Annotated in this window: 15 protein-coding genes; 10 read left to right on the plus strand and 5 right to left on the minus strand. The window is 74.0% G+C overall.

Annotated elements, in window-relative coordinates:
• Position 1: 1 nt before the first annotated feature.
• From ACFVS0_RS17470 to ACFVS0_RS17490, 5 genes are all read left to right on the plus strand, one after another.
• Positions 2 to 910 carry a carbohydrate ABC transporter permease gene (locus tag ACFVS0_RS17470; protein ID WP_430550757.1) on the plus strand — a complete coding sequence of 303 codons (909 nt, stop codon included), beginning with the start codon at positions 2 to 4 and terminating at the stop codon, positions 908 to 910.
• Between the two features lie 76 nt (positions 911 to 986).
• Positions 987 to 2,654 carry an extracellular solute-binding protein gene (locus ACFVS0_RS17475; RefSeq protein ID WP_430565090.1) on the plus strand — a complete coding sequence of 556 codons (1,668 nt, stop codon included), beginning with the start codon at positions 987 to 989 and terminating at the stop codon, positions 2,652 to 2,654.
• 3 nt (positions 2,655 to 2,657) lie between these two features.
• Positions 2,658 to 4,199, plus strand: a complete 1,542-nt coding sequence (locus ACFVS0_RS17480; RefSeq protein ID WP_430588687.1) for a xylan 1,4-beta-xylosidase — start codon at positions 2,658 to 2,660, stop codon at positions 4,197 to 4,199.
• Positions 4,199 to 4,879, plus strand: a complete 681-nt coding sequence (locus tag ACFVS0_RS17485) for a glycosyltransferase (protein WP_430588648.1) — start codon at positions 4,199 to 4,201, stop codon at positions 4,877 to 4,879. Before ACFVS0_RS17480 ends, ACFVS0_RS17485 begins: the two co-directional genes overlap by 1 nt.
• 33 nt (positions 4,880 to 4,912) lie before the next feature.
• Positions 4,913 to 7,003 (plus strand): beta-galactosidase, encoded by a 2,091-nt coding sequence (locus ACFVS0_RS17490; RefSeq protein WP_430588649.1) that lies wholly within the window; start codon positions 4,913 to 4,915, stop codon positions 7,001 to 7,003.
• A 68-nt stretch (positions 7,004 to 7,071) separates the two neighbouring features.
• Here ACFVS0_RS17490 and ACFVS0_RS17495 read toward each other — a convergent pair whose 3' ends face one another.
• The 4 genes from ACFVS0_RS17495 to ACFVS0_RS17510 all read right to left on the minus strand — a co-directional run bounded on the left by ACFVS0_RS17495 (position 7,072) and on the right by ACFVS0_RS17510 (position 12,212).
• The gene (locus ACFVS0_RS17495) at positions 7,072 to 8,832 is read right to left on the minus strand and encodes a cellulase family glycosylhydrolase (protein ID WP_430588650.1); all 1,761 of its coding nucleotides are present in this window, start codon (positions 8,830 to 8,832) and stop codon (positions 7,072 to 7,074) included.
• Between the two features lie 166 nt (positions 8,833 to 8,998).
• Positions 8,999 to 9,832, minus strand: coding sequence for an ABC transporter permease (locus ACFVS0_RS17500; RefSeq protein ID WP_430588651.1), 834 nt, complete (start codon positions 9,830 to 9,832; stop codon positions 8,999 to 9,001).
• Positions 9,829 to 10,782 (minus strand): ATP-binding cassette domain-containing protein, encoded by a 954-nt coding sequence (locus ACFVS0_RS17505; RefSeq protein ID WP_430588652.1) that lies wholly within the window; start codon positions 10,780 to 10,782, stop codon positions 9,829 to 9,831. Before ACFVS0_RS17505 ends, ACFVS0_RS17500 begins: the two co-directional genes overlap by 4 nt.
• Positions 10,779 to 12,212 (minus strand): FAD-binding oxidoreductase, encoded by a 1,434-nt coding sequence (locus tag ACFVS0_RS17510; RefSeq protein ID WP_430588653.1) that lies wholly within the window; start codon positions 12,210 to 12,212, stop codon positions 10,779 to 10,781. Before ACFVS0_RS17510 ends, ACFVS0_RS17505 begins: the two co-directional genes overlap by 4 nt.
• 220 nt (positions 12,213 to 12,432) lie before the next feature.
• Between ACFVS0_RS17510 and ACFVS0_RS17515 the strand changes: the two genes are divergently transcribed.
• Complete coding sequence (locus ACFVS0_RS17515; RefSeq protein ID WP_430588654.1) at positions 12,433 to 13,260, plus strand: sensor histidine kinase; 828 nt, start codon at positions 12,433 to 12,435, stop codon at positions 13,258 to 13,260.
• On the plus strand, positions 13,257 to 13,934 hold the full coding sequence (locus ACFVS0_RS17520; RefSeq protein ID WP_430564546.1) for a response regulator: 678 nt from the start codon (positions 13,257 to 13,259) through the stop codon (positions 13,932 to 13,934). Before ACFVS0_RS17515 ends, ACFVS0_RS17520 begins: the two co-directional genes overlap by 4 nt.
• A 13-nt stretch (positions 13,935 to 13,947) precedes the next feature.
• On the opposite strand, the gene ACFVS0_RS17525 is transcribed toward ACFVS0_RS17520, so the two are convergent.
• Complete coding sequence (locus tag ACFVS0_RS17525) at positions 13,948 to 14,388, minus strand: winged helix-turn-helix transcriptional regulator (protein ID WP_430564547.1); 441 nt, start codon at positions 14,386 to 14,388, stop codon at positions 13,948 to 13,950.
• Between the two features lie 147 nt (positions 14,389 to 14,535).
• Here ACFVS0_RS17525 and ACFVS0_RS17530 point away from each other — a divergent pair, with 147 nt between their 5' ends.
• The 3 genes from ACFVS0_RS17530 (at position 14,536) to gap (ending at position 17,519) form a co-directional block, all read left to right on the plus strand.
• Positions 14,536 to 15,408, plus strand: a complete 873-nt coding sequence (locus ACFVS0_RS17530) for an oxidoreductase (RefSeq protein ID WP_430588655.1) — start codon at positions 14,536 to 14,538, stop codon at positions 15,406 to 15,408.
• A 35-nt stretch (positions 15,409 to 15,443) separates the two neighbouring features.
• Positions 15,444 to 16,400, plus strand: a complete 957-nt coding sequence (locus ACFVS0_RS17535) for a GlxA family transcriptional regulator (RefSeq protein ID WP_430588656.1) — start codon at positions 15,444 to 15,446, stop codon at positions 16,398 to 16,400.
• A gap of 120 nt (positions 16,401 to 16,520) precedes the next feature.
• Positions 16,521 to 17,519, plus strand: coding sequence for a type I glyceraldehyde-3-phosphate dehydrogenase (gap, locus tag ACFVS0_RS17540; protein WP_430588657.1), 999 nt, complete (start codon positions 16,521 to 16,523; stop codon positions 17,517 to 17,519).
• Positions 17,520 to 17,636 lie beyond the last annotated feature (117 nt).

Genomic DNA, 17,636 nt, shown 5'->3' on the forward strand with positions numbered 1-17,636 from the left:
CATGCCCACCCCCGACCTCGCCGCCGTCCGGACCGAGGCGACGACCGTCAAGGACACGGCCGGGTACCGCACCTTCAAGGTGGCCAACGTCGTCGTGCTCCTCGTGGTGTGCGCCGTGACGCTGTACCCGTTCGTGAACCTCGTGGCGAAGGCGTTCTCGTCGGAGGGCTTCATCGCCGCCGGCGAGGTCAACCTCCTGCCGCGGGGGTTCAACGTCGAGACGTTCCAGTACGTCATGGGCGACGCGATGTTCTGGACCAACTACAAGAACACCGTCGTCTACACGGTGGTCGGCACGTTCGTGTCGATGGCGCTCACCACCCCGTACGCCTACGCGCTGAGCCGCCGCCACCTCAAGGGCCGCACGTTCTTCATCGGCATCGCGGTCTTCACGATGTTCTTCAGCGGCGGCCTGATCCCGAACTACATCCTCGTCGCCGACGTGCTGGGGATGCGGAACACCCTCTGGGCGATCGTGCTGCCCGGTGCCATCTCGGTGTTCAACCTCCTGGTCATGAAGTCGTTCTTCGAGAACTTCCCGAGCGACCTCGAGGAGGCGGCCGCGATCGACGGCCTCACGACGTACGGGATCTTCTTCCGGATCGTGCTGCCGCTGTCCAAGGCGGTGCTGGCCACGATGACGCTGTTCTACGCCGTCGGCCTGTGGAACTCGTGGTTCAACGCCTTCCTCTACCTGGACCAGAAGGAGCTGTTCCCGGTCACCGTCTACCTGCGGAACATGATCGCCGCGGCGTCGCCGGCGGCCGACCCGACGCAGGACGCCGTGCAGATCGGCGCGAACATCCAGTCCGTGACGATGCTGCTCACCGTGCTGCCGATCATCTGCTTCTACCCCTTCATCCAGAGGTACTTCGTCTCCGGCGTGATGCTCGGCTCCGTCAAGGGCTGACGGGCCGGTCATCACCCGCACTGCACGCACCACATCCCGCTCGAGAGCGACGACGCTCGTCACACGAGGAGAAGACATGAGGAACACCCGGATGCGGGCGGCCGTCGCGGCCGCGTCGCTGACGACCCTGGCCCTGACGCTGGCGGCCTGCGGCAGCGGGGGAGGCGACGACGGCGGCGACGGCGCGAGCCCGGACGCCGCCACCATCGACGCGGACCACTCCGTCGGCGCGATGGAGGACTTCGCGGCGGGCACGTCGTTCAAGGCGACGGAGCCGGTGGAGTTCTCGCTGATGTACCGCGACCACCCGGACTACGAGGTGCAGGACGACTGGTCGGTCTTCGAGCACCTCGAGGCGGACCGGAACGTCACGTTCTCCCGCACCGACGTGCCGTTGGCCGACTGGGACCAGAAGAAGGCGCTGCTCATCGGGTCGGGCGAGGCCTCGGACCTCATGCCGGTGACCTACCCCGGCCAGGAGACCCAGTTCGTCTCGGGCGGCGCGCTCCTGCCCGTGTCCGACTACCTCGAGTACATGCCGAACTTCGCGCAGAAGGTCGAGGACTGGGGCCTCCAGGACGAGATCGACAACCTGCGCCAGGACGACGGCAAGTACTACATCCTGCCGGGTCTGCGGGAGATCCCCGACGTGCAGTACACGGTCATGATCAACGACGACATGTGGAAGAAGGCCGGGGTCACCGAGGACCCGGCCACCTGGGACGAGTTCACCGAGGACCTGGCGAAGGTCAAGGAGGCGAACCCCGGTCTCGACTACGCCTTCTCCGACCGCTGGACGGACGTCAGCACGCTCGGCGCGCTGCTCAACGTCATGGGTCCGAACTACGGCGCCGCGGGCGGGTGGGGCTACAACAACACCTGGTTCGACCAGGACTCCGGCGAGTACGTCTTCAACGGCACGAGCGACGCGTACAAGCAGCTCCTGGAGACGGTGCACGGGTGGGTCGACGCGGGCGTCATGGACCCGGAGATCACCCAGTCCGACGACCAGGCCCGCCAGAAGTTCGTGTCCGGCAAGTCCGCCGCCGTGTCCAGCAACACCCAGGAGATCACGGCGTACCGCACGGCGATCAAGGACGGCGGCAAGGACATCACCACCCGCCTGCTCACCATCCCGGGCGGCCCGGCGGGCAGCAACCTCGCCGCGAGCCAGCTCTCCAGCGGCCTGATGATCTCCAGCAAGGCGGCGGAGCAGCCGTACTTCAAGGCGCTGCTGCAGTACGTCGACTGGCAGTACTACTCGGACGAGGGCATCGAGTTCGCCCAGTGGGGCGTGGACGGCGAGACGTACTCGAAGGGCTCGGACGGCACCCGTGAGCTGAACGAGGACATCAGCTGGAACGCGATCAACGCGGGCGCGCCGAAGAAGCTCAACACCGACTTCGGCTACAGCAACGGCGTGTTCCTCCTGGCGAACGGCTCCACGCAGGACCTGCTCGAGTCCGTGATGTCGGACGAGGTCAAGGAGTGGACCCGGTCCGTGCTCGACGCCAAGGAGGTGCTGCCGGTGGCCCCGGCGCCCCGCCTCAACGAGATGGAGCTCGAGCAGAACTCGCTGCTCGACACGCAGCTCAAGGACGCCGTCCAGTCCGCGACCGCCGGGTTCATCACCGGCCAGCGCTCGCTCGACGAGTGGGACGCGTACGTCGCCGAGATCGAGGGGCTGGGCGCCACGCAGCTCGTCGAGACCGTCAACACCGCCTTGGCGCGCCAGGAGGGCTGAGCCCTGACCACCGTCGTCGTCCCCGACGCACCCGCCGCCACGCTCTCCGAGGCGTGGCGGCGGTGCGTCGGCACCGGCCGCCTCAACCTCGCGCTGCGTCAGGACTACCAGGACTCGCTCGCGGTGGTGCAGCGGGAGATCGGGTTCCGCTACGTGCGGGGCCACGGCCTGCTGTCCGACGACGTCGGGATCCACCGCCCCTTCGACGCGGCGGGCCACCGTGGCACGCGGTACGCGTTCACGTACGCCGACCAGGTGCTCGACGCGTGGCTCGCGCAGGGCATCCGGCCGTTCCTCGAGCTCGGGTTCATGCCGTCGGCGCTCGCGTCGGGGGAGCAGACCGTGTTCTGGTGGAAGGGCAACGTGACGCCGCCGCGCGACCATCGCGAGTGGGCGGCCCTCGTCCAGGCGGTGGTGCGGCACGCGATCGACCGCTACGGCCTCGAGGAGGTGCGGCGGTGGCCGGTCGAGGTGTGGAACGAGCCGAACCTGGCGCAGTTCTGGGAGGGCGCGTCGCAGGAGGCGTACTTCCGGCTCTACGAGGTCACCGCGGCCGCGGTGAAGGAGGTCGACGCCGACCTGCAGGTGGGTGGGCCGGCGATCTCGCCCGGCGCGGACGAGTGGTGGGCGCCGTTCGCGGAGTTCGTCGAGCGGCGGGACGTGCCGGTGGACTTCGTGTCCTTCCACGCCTACACCACCGGGCCCGCCCAGCACGTGCCGTTCGGCACCTACCAGACGCTGCGGCACCCGCGGGACCTGCTGGACCAGTTCGCCGTCCCGGCGAAGCTGCTGGCGGGCACCCGCCTGGAGGGGCTGCCCGCCCACGTCACCGAGTTCAGCACCAGCTACCGGCCGGACAACCCGGTGCACGACACCGCCTACCAGGCGGCGTCGCTGGCGCCCGTGCTCTCCGAGGGCGGCGACCTGGTCGACTCCTTCTCCTACTGGACGTTCTGCGACGTCTTCGAGGAGGAGAACGTCCCGACCTCGGTCTTCCACGGCGGCTTCGGGATGCTCGGGCACCGGCAGCTGCGCAAGCCGGTGTTCCACCTCTACGCCTTCATGGCGCGGATGGGCCCCGAGGTGCTGCACCGGGGCCTGGACCACCTGGTGACGCGCGACGACGGAGGCCGGGTGACGGTGCTGGCCTGGCAGCCCGTGGGCGGCACCGCCGACGCCGAGGAGCCGGACCGGCACGAGCTGCGGCTGAGCGTCCCGGTCGGCGACGCCGCGACGCGGCGGGCGTCGGTGCACCGCTCGCGCGTGAACGACGACGAGGGCAACGCGTTCAGCGCGTGGCGCCACCTGGGCCGCCCGGCGTCCCCGACGTCGCGGCAGCTCGACCTGCTGCACGAGGCGTCGGTGCCGGGTCGCTCGCACACATCGCTCGAGGTGTCGGGCGGCCGGGTCGACCTGGCGCTCACGCTCGCCCGGCACGAGGTCACGCTGGTGGAGATCGACCCGGTGCGCGACGAGACGCCGCCCTGGCTCGACGACGCGCGCATCCTCGGTCGCGGGCCGGGCCAGGACGGCGGGGCGTCCTGATGGCGGCCGCGGCGCCCCGCGACTTCGGGGACGGCGTGCTGGGCCGGATCACGGCGCGCGTCTACTGGTACCTCGTCGTGGGGGTGCTCGTCGCCCTCGGCTGCGGGCCGACGCTGGTGCTGCTCACGCTCCTGGACCGGTCCTCGGGCAACGCGCTGCTGGTGCCGCTCTGCCTCGCGCCCGCGGCCCCGTTCCTCGCCGCGGGGATCTTCGCGCTGCACGCGCGAGCTGGCACCGACGAGCCCGTGCCGGGCAGCACCTTCGTGCGCGGCCTGCGGCTGGGCTGGCTCGACGCGCTGCGGCTGTGGGTGCCGGCGACGGCGGTGCTCGGCGTCGTCCTGACGTCCGTCGTGCACCGCGAGGCCGCCGGGATCTCCGTGGCCTACGCCGTCGTGCTGGGTGCCGTGGGCCTCGCCGTGCTGCTCTGGGCGGTGCAGGCGCTGGTCCTCGTGTCCCTGTTCTCCTTCCGCGCCCGCGACGTGGCCCGGCTGTCCGTCTACTACCTCGGCCGGCGGCCGTCCGTGACCGTCGGTCTGCTCGCGCTCGTCGTCGTGGCGGGCGGCGTGGCGTGGGTGGCGGGCGAGCTGGCGCTCGCCCTCGTCGCCGCCGCGTGGCTCGCCTTCCTGCTGCGCGTCGCGCAGCCCGTGCTGGACGACGTCCGCGCACGCTTCGTCGCCTGACCCGCACCACCGACCTCCGGAGGAAACGTCGTCATGTCCGCCCACCTGCCCGCCGGCCGCAAGGTCCGCTACGGCGGCGACTACAACCCCGAGCAGTGGCCGCGGGAGGTGTGGGAGGCCGACCACGCCGCGTTCGACCTGGCGTCGATCGACACCGTGACGCTCAACGTCTTCTCCTGGGCGACGCTGCAGCCCGACGAGGACACCTACGACTTCGCGCTGCTCGACGCGATCGTCGAGCGCGCCGTGGCCGCGGGCCGCGACGTCGTGCTCGCGACGTCGACCGGGGCGCTGCCGCCGTGGCTCGCCCACCGCCACCCCGAGGTGGAGCGCACCGACTTCCAGGGCCGGCGGCACGTGTACGGGCAGCGGCACAACGCGTGTCCCAGCTCGCCGGTGTACCGGCGGCTGTCGGCCGAGCTCGCGGGGCGCCTCGCCGAGCGCTACGCGGGCACGCCCGGCCTGGTCGCGTGGCACGTGGGCAACGAGTACGGCGGGTTCGACGGCGGCTGCTGGTGCGACCTGTGCGCCGCGGGCTTCCGCGAGTGGCTGCGCGCGCGGTACGGCACGCTGGAGCGCCTGAACGACGCCTGGAACGCGGCGTTCTGGTCGCACACGTTCAGCGACTGGGAGCAGGTCGTGCCGCCGAACATGCTCAGCGAGCACTGGCGCGGGCCGGACCACACGGCCTTCCAGGGCATCACGCTCGACTACCGGCGGTTCATGTCGGACGCGATGCTCGCGAACTACCGCGACGAGAAGGAGCGCATCCGCGCGCACGACGCGACCACCCCCGTGACGACCAACTTCATGGGCATGTTCCGGCCGATCGACTACCACCGTTGGGCCGACGACCTGGACTTCGCCTCCTGGGACAACTACCCGCCCGGCCAGCGCGAGCACGCGCGGATGGCGCTGGCCCACGACGTCGTGCGCGGGCTCAAGGACGGCGCCCCGTTCTGGGTCATGGAGCAGACGCCGACCATCACCGCCTCGCGCGACGTCAACCCGGTCAAGCGGCCGGGCGTGCTGCGGCTCTGGTCGTGGCAGGCCGTGGCGCACGGCGCGGACGCCGTCCTGTACTTCCAGATGCGGCAGTCGAAGGGGGCGTGCGAGAAGTACCACGGCGCCGTCCTCGACCACGCCGGCCGCACCGACACCCGCGCGTTCCGGGAGGTCGCGGCCCTCGGCGCCGAGCTCGACGCGCTGGGCGACGCCGTCCTCGGGGCTCGCACCCCCGCCCGCGTGGCCCTGCTCTTCGACTGGGACTCGTGGTGGGCCGCGGAGATGACCGACGGCTTCAACCGGCACGCGCGCTACGTCGACACGGTGCTCGCCTACTACCGCGCGCTGTGGCAGGCGGGGGCGCAGGTCGACGTCGTCCCGGTCACCGCGGACCTGTCCCGCTACGACGTCGTGCTCGCGCCCATGCTGCACGTGCTCAAGGGCGACGTCGCCGACCGCCTGGAGGGCGTCGTCGCGCGCGGGGGCTCCGTGCTCGCGTCGTACTGGTCCGGTCGCGCCGACGTGGACGCGAACGCCTTCCTCATGGACGCCCCCGGGCCGCTCGGTCGGCTGTTCGGCCTGCGCGTCGAGGAGACCGACTCCGCCGAGCCGGGCGTCACCAACCCCGTCACCCTCAAGGACGGCGCGGGCGACGGCGCGGGCGACGGCGCCGTCGCGGCCGCCTCGCTCGTCTTCGAGGTGCTCGTGCCCGAGGGCGCGGAGGTCGTCGGCACCTACGGCGCGGAGTTCTACGCCGGGACGCCGGCGGTCACGCGCCACCGCCCCGGAGGCCACGACGGCGGGGAGGACGGCGGCGAGGCCTGGTACGTCGCGACGGCGCTCGACGACGCGGGCGTCGCCTGGGTGGTCCGCCGCGTGCTCGGCCGGCACGGCCTCGTCGGCCCGTACGCCGACACCGACGACGTCGAGCTGGCGGTCCGCGAGGGCGCCGACGGCGCGCGGACGGCGTTCGTGCTCAACCACCGGTCCGACGCCGTCGACGTCGCGGCCCACGCCTCGGGGACCGACCTGCTCACCGGCCGCGCCGTCGTCGCGGGGGAGACCCTGCACCTCGAACCGACCGACGTCGTCGTCCTCCGTGAGGACCCGCCGAGGTAGTGCGCGCGCCCGCGAGGTAGTCCAGTGACTACCTCGCGGGCGCGCGGACTACCTCGCGGGTGGCGGTGCTACCTCGCGACGGTGCCGGTGACCGTGTCGCCGCTGCGCGTCACGGTGTACTCCACCGTGTCGCCGCTCCAGAAGTGGAACGTCAGCGAGACGGGCTCGCCGTCGCGCAGGGTGGCGAGGTAGGCCGGGCGCAGCAGGACGGCGCCGGCCTCCTCGTCCGGGGCGAACGACGCGTCGAACTCCTGGAACGGCGTCCAGCTCTGCGGGCCGGCGCCGCTGCCGTCGGCGTAGACCGAGGCCATGGTGGCCAGCCGGTCGCCGCGGAACCGCGCCGGGATCGACACGCCGCCGGCCACCGTTCCCGTCGCGTCCGCGAGCACGGGGGTGTCGGCCGCGATCACGTGGATCCGCCACGGCACCCCTGCCGAGAAGCGCGCCTCGATCGTGGCGTGCGCGCCGGGCGACGCGTCGCCGATCAGGCGTTCCAGGTACGCGGCCGAGAACGTCACCTCGTCGCCCGCGACGGCGGCGTCCGCGGCCGCGACCGGCTCGCCGTCGAGGAACAGCCCCTCGAGCCGGGTGCCGTGCGGCTCGAGCGTGACGGTCTGCGCGCCCACGTCGCCCGGGCGCACGAAGACCTGGTCCGTGGACGCGGTGCCCGACCGCGTGGTCCAGCTCGACGAGACCTGCGCCCACAGCTCGGGGTCGCTCCACGTGAAGCCGGTGCGGTCGAGGTGCTGCCCGTTGTCCCAGAGCATGGTCGTGACGCCGGCGTCGCGGGCCTGGTGGCCGAGCTCCTCGAAGAACTTCAGCTTCTCGCCCTGCTCGATGGTGCCCGTGTGCCGGTCGAAGCCGAGCAGCCCGTACTCGCCGAGGACCACCGGGATCCCCTGGTCGACGAACGTGCTCCGCACGCGGTCGAACGTCCCCGTCATGTCCGCCAGGGCGACGTCGTCGAAGCGGGTGCCGCCCGCGACGTTCACGCTGAACGGCCAGTAGCCGTAGTAGTGGACCGTGGCGGCCAGCTGCGGGTCGTCGAGCTCGGCGATGGTGCCGGCGAGGGCGTCGAGCCGCTCCTGGCCGGCGTTGGTGTGCAGGGTGGGCAGCACGAGCACCCGGTCGGCGTTGCCGCCGCCGGACGCCCGGACCACCTCGTGGAACACGGTGTTGAGGTCGTCGAGCAGGACGTCGCCCTGCGCGTCGTCGACGTCCGCGAACTGCGGCTCGTTGAGGCTCTCGAACAGCAGCTCGGCCGGGTGGTCGCGGAAGCGGTCGGCGAGCTGCTCCCACGTGGCCCGGAAGCGGTCACGCACGCCGTCCGGGTCCGAGGACATCGCGTTCGCCCAGATCCACGAGTCGTGGTGGAGGTCGAGCAGCACGTACAGGTCCTCGGCCAGCGCCTGGTCGACGACCTCCTCGACCCGGTCCAGATAGTCCGTCTCGATCGTGTAGTCCGGGGCGCCGCCCTGGTGGTCGTCCCAGGTGACCGGGACGCGGATGCTGCGGAACCCCTCGTCCTTGACGGCGGCGAGCAGCTCCGGCGTGACGCGCGGGTTGCCCCAGGCGGTCTCGTCCGGCCACACGGAGTCGAGCGAGTTGCCGAGGTTCCAGCCAGGCTGCATCGCGGCCACCGTCTCGGCCGCGCCGGCGGCGCGGTGCGGGTGCGCCGGGTGCCCGGGGCGCCCGGGGTGCGTCGGATGCGCCGGGTGCCCGGGGTGCTGCGGGTGCGCCGGTGCGGCGCCGGCCGGGGCGGCGAGCCCGGCGGCGAGCGCCAGGCCTGCCGCGAGGGCGGTGAGCGTCGTCCTGAGCGGTCGTTTCACGATGGTGTGCCCTTCGTCGCGCACGGGTGATGGACGTCGTGCCTCCGACCGGCAGGACCGGCGTCGGCGCCGGGCTCTGCATGTCGAAGCGCTTCGACACCTTGGCGAGCCCGACGCCGTCCTGTCAAGGCCCTGAAACGTTACGGATCTCCCGTCGCGCCACCCGTCACACCACCCGGCGGTAGGCCACCACGGCGGCGGTGCCGAAGACGGCGAGGAACGCCGCGCTCCACAGCAGGGTCGCGGTCGCCGGCCCGGCGACCGGGCCGTCGAGCAGCAGGCCCTGGCTGGCCTCGATCGCCCGGCTCACCGGGTTCACCTCGGCCCAGGCCTGCAGCCAGCCCGGCATCGTCTCGACCGGCGCGGCCATTCCCGTGCCGAACACGAGCGGGAACGGCAGCAGGAACCCCACCGTCGACACCATGATCTCGTCGCGCAGCAGCACCGCCACGAGCACGGTGAGCCAGCACAGGGAGAAGCCGAGGACGATCGCGAGCCCGCACGCGGCCAGGGCGGGCAGCAGCCCCGTCTCGACCCGGAAGCCGAGCGCGTACCCGACGCCGAACAGCACGGCGAGCGCGATGACGTACCGGACGGCGTCGGCGAGGACCGAGCCCAGCAGCATCGCGGCGCGCGGCACGGGCATGCTGCGGAACCGGTCGAAGACGCCCTTCTTCATGTCCTGCACGATGCTGAGCCCGGTCGCGACCTGCCCCGTGAGCACCGTGGTGAGCACGAGGATGCCGGGGAACAGGTACTGGAGGTACTCGTGCGTGGACCCGGCGACCGCCCCGCCGAACAGGTAGACGAACAGGACGAGGAACACGACGGGCAGGATCACCGCGTCGACCAGCTCGCCGGGGTTGCGCCGGGTCTTGACGAGAGCACGCTGCGCCAGGATCAGGCCGTGGCGGGCGAGCGGCCAGCGGCGCGGGGGCGTCGTCGTGCCCCGGCGGTGCGGTGCGGTGCCGGTGGCGACGGTCGTCGTGGTGGCGGTCATGATTCCTCCCTCGGGGTGGTGCGGTGGCCGTCGGTCAGGGCGAAGAAGACCTCGTCGAGGCCCGGGAGGCGGAGCGCCAGCTCGGTGACCGCGACGTCCGCGTCCTCGAGCCCGCGCACGACGGCGGAGAACGCGCGCTCGTCGTCGACGGACGCGGTGACCACGCCCCCGCGCGGCGGGGCGACGTCCTCCCCGGTCACGCGCGCGACGACGCCCGCCGCGGTCGCGACCCGGTCCGGGTCGCGCGGCCGCACGATCACCGTCTGCCCGCCGACCTGCTGCTTCAGGCCCGCCGGGGTGTCGTGGGCGATGACGCGGCCGCCGTCGATCACGGTGATCTCGTCGGCCAGGGCGTCGGCCTCCTCGAGGTACTGCGTGGTGAGCAGCACGGTGGTGCCGTCGTCGGCGAGCGACCGGATGGTCTGCCACAGCTCCTCCCGCTTGCCCGGGTCGAGGCCGGTCGTGGGCTCGTCGAGGAACAGGACGCTCGGCGAGCCGACGAGGCTGGCGGCCAGGTCGAGGCGGCGGCGCATCCCGCCGGAGTAGGTGGACGCGCGCCTGCCGCCCGCGTCGGTGAGCCCGAACCGGTCCAGCAGCCGCGCGGCCCGGACGCGGGCCTCGGCCGTCGGCAGGTCGAGCAGGCGACCGAACAGGACGAGGTTCTCCGCGCCGGTGAGGTCCTCGTCCACCGTCGCGTACTGGCCGGTGAGGCCGATGCGGCGGCGCACCTCGACGGGGTCGCGGCCCACGTCCAGCCCGTCGACCACCGCCCGGCCGGCGTCGGCCCGCAGCAGCGTCGCCAGCACGCGGATGGCGGTGGTCTTGCCCGCCCCGTTGGGGCCCAGGACGCCGAGCACCGTGCCGCGCTCGGCGCGCAGGTCGACGCCGTCGAGCGCCGTCGTCGGGCCGAACGCCTTGACGAGACCCTCGGCCTCGAACGCGGCGCTCACGACGCCGCCCCTGGCCCGGGCGCACCGGCGGGCGCACCGGCGGGCGCACCGTCCAGGTGGCGCCCGAACAGACCGCCCGGGTCGTAGGACCGCTTGACCGCGCGCAGCCGGGCGAGCGTCGCGGGCGGGTACGCGGCGTGCAGGTCGGCCGCGGTGTCCGTGCCCTGGAAGTTCACGTACGCGCCCGTGCCGTGGGCGGCGACGCCGCGCCAGCCGGCGAGGGCGTCCTCGACGTCGGCGTCGGACGCGTCCTGGGGGACGACGGTGCCGCCCACCACCAACGCCTCCGCGTCGCGGTGGGCGAACGCGGTCGCGTCGGGCAGCACGCGGGAGAACGCGCCGCCGAGGGCGCGCAGCGCGAGCGCCACCGGCCGGTCGCCCGCGGACGCCGCGGCCACCGCCGCGACGACGTCGTCGTCCAGCCGCGGCACCAGCACGTTGCGGCCGACGAGGCGCAGGCCCGGTGGGTGGTGGCCGCCCTCGGCGAGGACGTCGGCGTACGGCACGGTCGCGACCGTGTCGCTCAGCACCGTGCCGAGGCGCCGCAGCGGCTCGACCGCCCGCTCGGCCGCCGCCGCGTCGTCGTGCGACGCGCAGACCAGGACCGACGCGGACGCCGGGCGGTCGCTCACGGGCGGCGCCAGCACCAGCGTGCTGCTCAGCTCCTCGTCCGCTTCGCGCAGCACGTCGCGCCAGCCCGCGACGAGGCGGGCGGGGTCGTCGAGGGCGAGGCCGATCGCGCCGTAGCGGACGTCGCCCACCCGGGCGGCGACGAGGTCGACGCCCGTCACGACGCCGAAGCCCCCGCCCCCGCCGCGCAGCGCCCAGAACAGGCCGGCGTGCGAGTTCCTGCTCACGACCACCGTCCGGCCGTCGGCGAGCACCACCCGGGCCCCGACCAGGGCGTCGACGGTCAGGCCGTGCCGGCGCACCATCCACCCGACGCCGCCGCCGAGCGTCAGCCCGCCCACGCCGACGCTCGCGGTGTCGCCGGAGGAGATCGCCAGTCCGTGCGGCGCGAGCGCCGCCGCGACCCGGCCCCACGTGGCGCCGGCGCCCACCCGCACCAGCCGGTGGTGCGCGTCCACGACCTCGACCGCGTCCAGGTGGCGCAGGTCCACCACGAGGCCGCCGTCGTTGGTGGCGCGGCCGGTGAGGCCGTGCCCGCCCGAGCGGACCGACAGGGGCAGCCCCTCGCGGGCCGCGTACGCCACGGCGGCCGCCACCTCCGCCTCGTCGCGGGGCCGCGTGACCAGCGCGGGGGAGCCGGTGGCGAAGACGGTGCGTCGTGCCTCCTCGTAGCCGTCGTCGCCGGGGACGACGACGTCGCCCAGCCCGGCGGGGGTGCGCCCGCGTGCCTGGACGCTCGGTGCCTGGACGCTCGGTGCCTGGACGCTCGGTACCTGGATGCGGGGTGCCTGGATGCTCATGGCGGTGCTCCTCGGGTCGGTCGTGCGGGGGTGTCCGTCCTGCGTCGTTCCGTGGTCCCGATCCTTCGCGGCGAGGTGTCGTCGCGCGTCCGCCCGTCGGCGACACCTGCGGCTACCGGTCCGGTCGGCGACGGGGCGTCGTCGTACCGCGGGCGGAGTACGCGCAGGGTGCTCCCCGCGCCGGATGCGGCGGCTCCGCGGCCGCACCTACGCTGCCGGGATGGGAACGGGACGGGCACGGGAGCGGATCCTCGCGGCGGGCTGGCTGGTCTCCCTCGGCGTCGCCGGCGTCGCGGTGCTGCAGTGGCGCGCGTACGTGCGCGAGGTGGAGCAGCGGGCCGAGGACGCCGAGCGCACGCGCGACGAGGTGGCACGGCGTCGTGCCGTCGAGGAGCGGCTGCGCATCGCGCGCGAGCTGCACGACTCCCTGACCCACAGCATCTCCGTGATCAAGGTGCAGGCGGGCGTGGCCGCCCACCTCGCGCGCAAGCGGGGCGAGGAGCCGCCGCCCGCGCTGCTGGCGATCCAGGAGGCGAGCACCGACGCGGCTCGCGAGCTGCGCTCGACCCTCGACGTGCTGCGCCGCGACGGCGAGCCGAACGGGAACGGGATCGACCGGCTCGAGGCCCTCGTCGAGCGCGCGGAGGCCGCGGGGGTGCCCACCACCGTCCGGCTCCTCGGCGTCCGGCGCGCGCTGCCGGCCGAGACCGACCAGGCCGCCTACCGCGTCGTGCAGGAGGCGCTCACCAACGTCGCCCGGCACGGCGGGGCCGCCGCGGCCGCGACCGTGCGCGTGGCGTTCGCGGCCCGCGAGCTCACCCTGCAGGTCGACGACGACGGCCGCGGCGCACCCGGCGAGCCGGAGCCCGGGCACGGGCTGACGGGGATGCGCGAGCGCGTCGCCGCCCTCGGCGGGACGCTCCATGCCGGGCCGGGGACCGGCGGCGGGTTCTCGGTGCGCGTCACGCTGCCGTTGCCGGCGGGGCGGGCACGGCCGGGGGCCCCGGACGACGCGCGGGCCGCGGACGAGCCGGCGGCCCGCGGGTGATCCGCGTCGGCCTCGTCGACGACCAGGCCCTCATCCGCTCCGGCATCCGGGCGCTGCTCGACGCGGAGGACGACGTCGAGGTGGTCGCCGAGGGTGCCAACGGGGAGGACGGCGTCCGCCTGGCGCGCGAGCTGCGGCCCGACGTCGTGCTCATGGACGTCCAGATGCCCGGGCTGGACGGCATCGCCGCCACCCGGCAGATCGCCGCCGACGACGCGCTGGCGGGCGTGCACGTCGTCGTGCTGACGAACTACGGCATCGACGAGTACGTGTTCGAGGCGCTGCGGGCCGGGGCGAGCGGGTTCGTCGTGAAGGACACCGAGCCCGCCGACCTCGTCGAGGCCGTGCGCGCCGCCGTGCGGGGCGACGCGCTGCTGTCCCCGGCCATCACGCGCCGGCTGATCAGCGAGTTCGTCGCGCGCCCACCGGACGCGATCGCCGCGGACGGTCTCGGTCTGCTCACGCCGCGCGAGCGCGAGGTGGTGGCGCTCGTCGCGCACGGGCTGTCCAACGACGAGATCGCCGCGCGGATGGTGCTCAGCCCGCTGACCGCGAAGACGCACGTCAGCCGCGCGATGACCAAGCTCGGCGCCCGCGACCGCGCCCAGCTGGTCGTGTTCGCCTACGAGTCCGGCATCGTCTCCCCGCGCTCCCGCCCGGCCGACCGCGCGTAGCCCCGGTCGTCCCTCACGTCGCGGCGCTCTCGCGGCGGGCGTCGTGCTCCTCGCGCCGGGAGGCGACGTCGTCCATGTGGTTCTGGGCCCACGCCCTGAGCAGGCGGGTCGTGCCGTGCAGGGACGCGCCGAGGTCGGTGAGCTCGTAGGAGACCGTGACGGGGACCGTCGGCACCACGGTGCGCGTCACCAGGCCGTCACGTTCGAGGGAGCGCAGGGTCTGCGTGAGCATCTTCTGGCTGACGCCGGCGATGAGGCGCGCCAGCTCGGAGTAGCGCATGGCGCGCGGCTCGCCGGTGCCGCCCGCGCCGTCGCCGCCGAGCGCGCACAGGACGAGCACCACCCACTTGTCGGAGAGCCGGTCGAGCAGCTCCCGGCTGGGGCACGCCGCCAGGAACGCGTCGTACTCGACCTTCGCCCGGGCACGCCGCTCGGCCGCCGGCATCGTCGTCATCCTTCGTCTCCCTCACCGGTTGCCGTCACTGCCGTCACTCTGGGGTGCAACGCACTCTCAGGTGCCTACTTCCTCACAGAGAGCATGGCACCAAGACTGGTGCCCCGGTGCGCGGCACGCCACCGACCCCTGACGAGAGGCATCCTCATGACCACCACGACCAGCACGGCCCCCGGCGGCACCTGGACCCTCGGCGACCGCACGGTCTCCAGGGTCGGGTACGGCGTTATGCAGCTCGCCGGCCCCGGCGTCATGGGGCCGCCGCGCGACCACGACGAGGCGGTCACGGTGCTGCGCGAGGCCGTCGCCCTCGGCGTGACGCACCTCGACACGAGCGACGCCTACGGCCCGCGCGTCACCAACCGGCTGATCCGCGAGGCGCTCCACCCGTACCCCGCGGACCTGCTGGTCGCCACCAAGGTCGGGGCGCGTCGCGACGCCGTGGGGGGCTGGCCCACGGCGCGGCGCCCGGAGGAGCTGCGCGCCCAGGTCCGGGGAAACCTCGAGAGCCTCGGCGTCGACACGCTCGACCTGGTGTACCTGCGCATGGGCGACGCGGCCGGCCCGCGTGCCGGCTCCGTCGCCGAGGCGTTCGAGACGCTCGCGGAGCTCCAGCAGGAGGGCCTGGTCCGGCACCTCGGCGTCAGCAACGTCACCGCCGAGCAGGTGGCCGAGGCGCGGACGATCGCACCGGTCGTGGGCGTGCAGAACAGGTACAACCTCGCGCACCGCGACGACGACGAGCTCGTCGTCCGGCTCGCGGAGGACGGCATCGCGTTCGTCCCGTACTTCCCCCTCGGCGGGTTCACCCCGCTGCAGTCGGAGACGCTCGCCAGGGTCGCCGCCGCGGCAGGCGCGACGCCGTCCGGCGTGGCCCTCGCCTGGCTCCTGCAGCGGTCCCCGAACGTGCTGGTGATCCCCGGGACGTCGCGGGTGGCGCACCTGCGCGAGAACGTCGCCGGCGCTCGCCTGCGGCTGACCGGGAAGCAGCTGGCCGACCTCGACACGGTGGGCCGCTGACCACGCCCGGGCCCGGGCCTGTCTAGGCTCGACGGGTGCCGGAACCGCGTCAGCGCCGTGTCGCCGTCCTCGTGCTGGAGGGCGCGAAGCCCCTCGACGTCGGCATCCCGGCGCAGGTCTTCACGACGCGGCCGAGCATGCCCTACGAGGTGCGGGCCTGCGCCGCGGCGCCCGGGCTCGTCGCCGGCGGGGACGGCCTCTCCTACCACCTGGACCACGGGCTCGAGGCGCTGGCCTGGGCCGACGTCGTGTTCCTCCCCGGCTACCGCCACCCGGACCGCGACGACCCGCCGCCCGCCGTCGTGGACGCGCTCCGCGCCGCGCACGATCGCGGCGCCCGGCTGGCCGCGATCTCGACCGGAGCGTTCGCGCTCGCCGCGACCGGCCTGCTCGACGGCCGTCGCGCCACCACGCACTGGCACTACACGCGCGCGCTGGCGGCCAAGCACCCGCGGGTGCGGGTGGACGAGAACGTGCTGTTCGTCGACGAGGGCAGCGTGCTCACGTCGGCGGGAGCCGCCTCGGGCATCGACCTGTGCCTGCACGTGCTGCGCGGCGACCTGGGCGTCGCGGCGTCGAACCACGCCGCCCGCCGCCTGGTCGCGGCGCCGTACCGCAGCGGCGGCCAGGCCCAGTACGTGCCGCGCAGCGTGCCCGAGCCGCTCGGGGAGCGGTTCGCGGCCACCCGGGAGTGGGTGCTGCACCACCTGACCGACGACCTCACGCTCGAGGACCTGGCCCGGCACGCGGCCGTCTCGCCGCGCACCTTCTCGCGGCGGTTCGGCGACGACACCGGGTACACGCCGATGGCCTGGGTGCTGCGTGCCCGCATCGACGTCGCCCGCGAGCTGCTGGAGCGCTCGGAGCGCAGCGTCGAGCAGGTCGCCGCCGACGTCGGGCTCGGGACGGGCGCGAACCTCCGCGCGCACTTCCGGCGGATCCTCGGCACGACGCCCAGCGAGTACCGGCGCACGTTCGCGCGCGGGGAGTGAGGCTCCGGGCCGGAGAGCGGAGACCCGGCCTGGCGAGATCCTTGCGGACCGTGGCGTGCGCGCCGGTGTTCGGCCCGTGCGACGGCGGCGAGCCTGGTGGCGACACGGAAGGAGGGTCACATGACCCGCATCGCCATCAACGGTTTCGGCCGGATCGGGCGCAACGTGCTGCGCGCGGTGCTGGAGCGCGGCAGCGACCTGGAGCTCGTCGCCGTCAACGACCTCACCGCGCCCGCCGCGCTCGCACGCCTGCTCGCCTTCGACAGCACCGCCGGCCGGCTGGGCCGCCCGGTCACGGCCGACGACGACGCGATCGTGGTCGACGGCCGCCGCGTCGCGGTGCTCGCCGAGCGTGAGCCCGCCGCCCTGCCCTGGCGGGACCTCGGGGTGGACGTCGTGCTGGAGTCCACCGGCCGGTTCACGTCCGCCGACGCGGCGCGCGGCCACCTGGACGCCGGCGCGCGCAAGGTGCTCGTGAGCGCGCCGTCGGCCGGCGCGGACGTCACGCTCGCCCCCGGCGTCAACACCGACGCCTACGAGCCGGCGGCGCACACGATCGTCTCCAACGCGTCGTGCACCACCAACGCGCTCGCCCCCCTCGCGTCCGTGCTCGACGACGTCGCCGGGATCGAGCACGGCTTCATGACCACCGTGCACGCCTACACCCAGGAGCAGAACCTCCAGGACGCCCCGCACCGCGACCCCCGCCGTGCCCGCGCGGCGGCGGTGAACATCGTGCCCACCACGACCGGCGCCGCCAAGGCCATCGGGCTGGTGCTGCCGCAGCTCGACGGCAAGCTCTCGGGCGACTCGATCCGCGTCCCCGTCCCGGTGGGCTCGCTCGTGGAGCTGAACGCCGCCGTCACACGCGACGTGTCCCGCGAGGACGTGCTCGCCGCCTACCGGGAGGCCGCACAGGGTCGGCTGGCGGGGGTGCTCGAGTACTCCGAGGACCCCCTCGTCTCGTCGGACATCACCGGCAACCCGGCGTCGTCGATCTTCGACTCCCTGCTGACCCGCGTCGACGGCCGGCACGTGAAGGTCGTGGCCTGGTACGACAACGAGTGGGGGTTCTCCCACCGCGTCGTCGACACCCTCGAGCTGCTCGCCGCGGGCTGACCCGCGCACCGGGGGGGGGGGGGGGAAGGGGCCCCCCCCGCCTGCCCCCCCCCCCCGCGCGTGGGGCCCCCCCCCCCCCCTCCCCCCGCCCCACGGCAAACAAACCTCTCCTCTCTC

It is taken from the genome of Isoptericola sp. NPDC058082, assembly GCF_042885055.1.
Taxonomy (GTDB): Bacteria; Actinomycetota; Actinomycetes; order Actinomycetales; family Cellulomonadaceae; genus Isoptericola.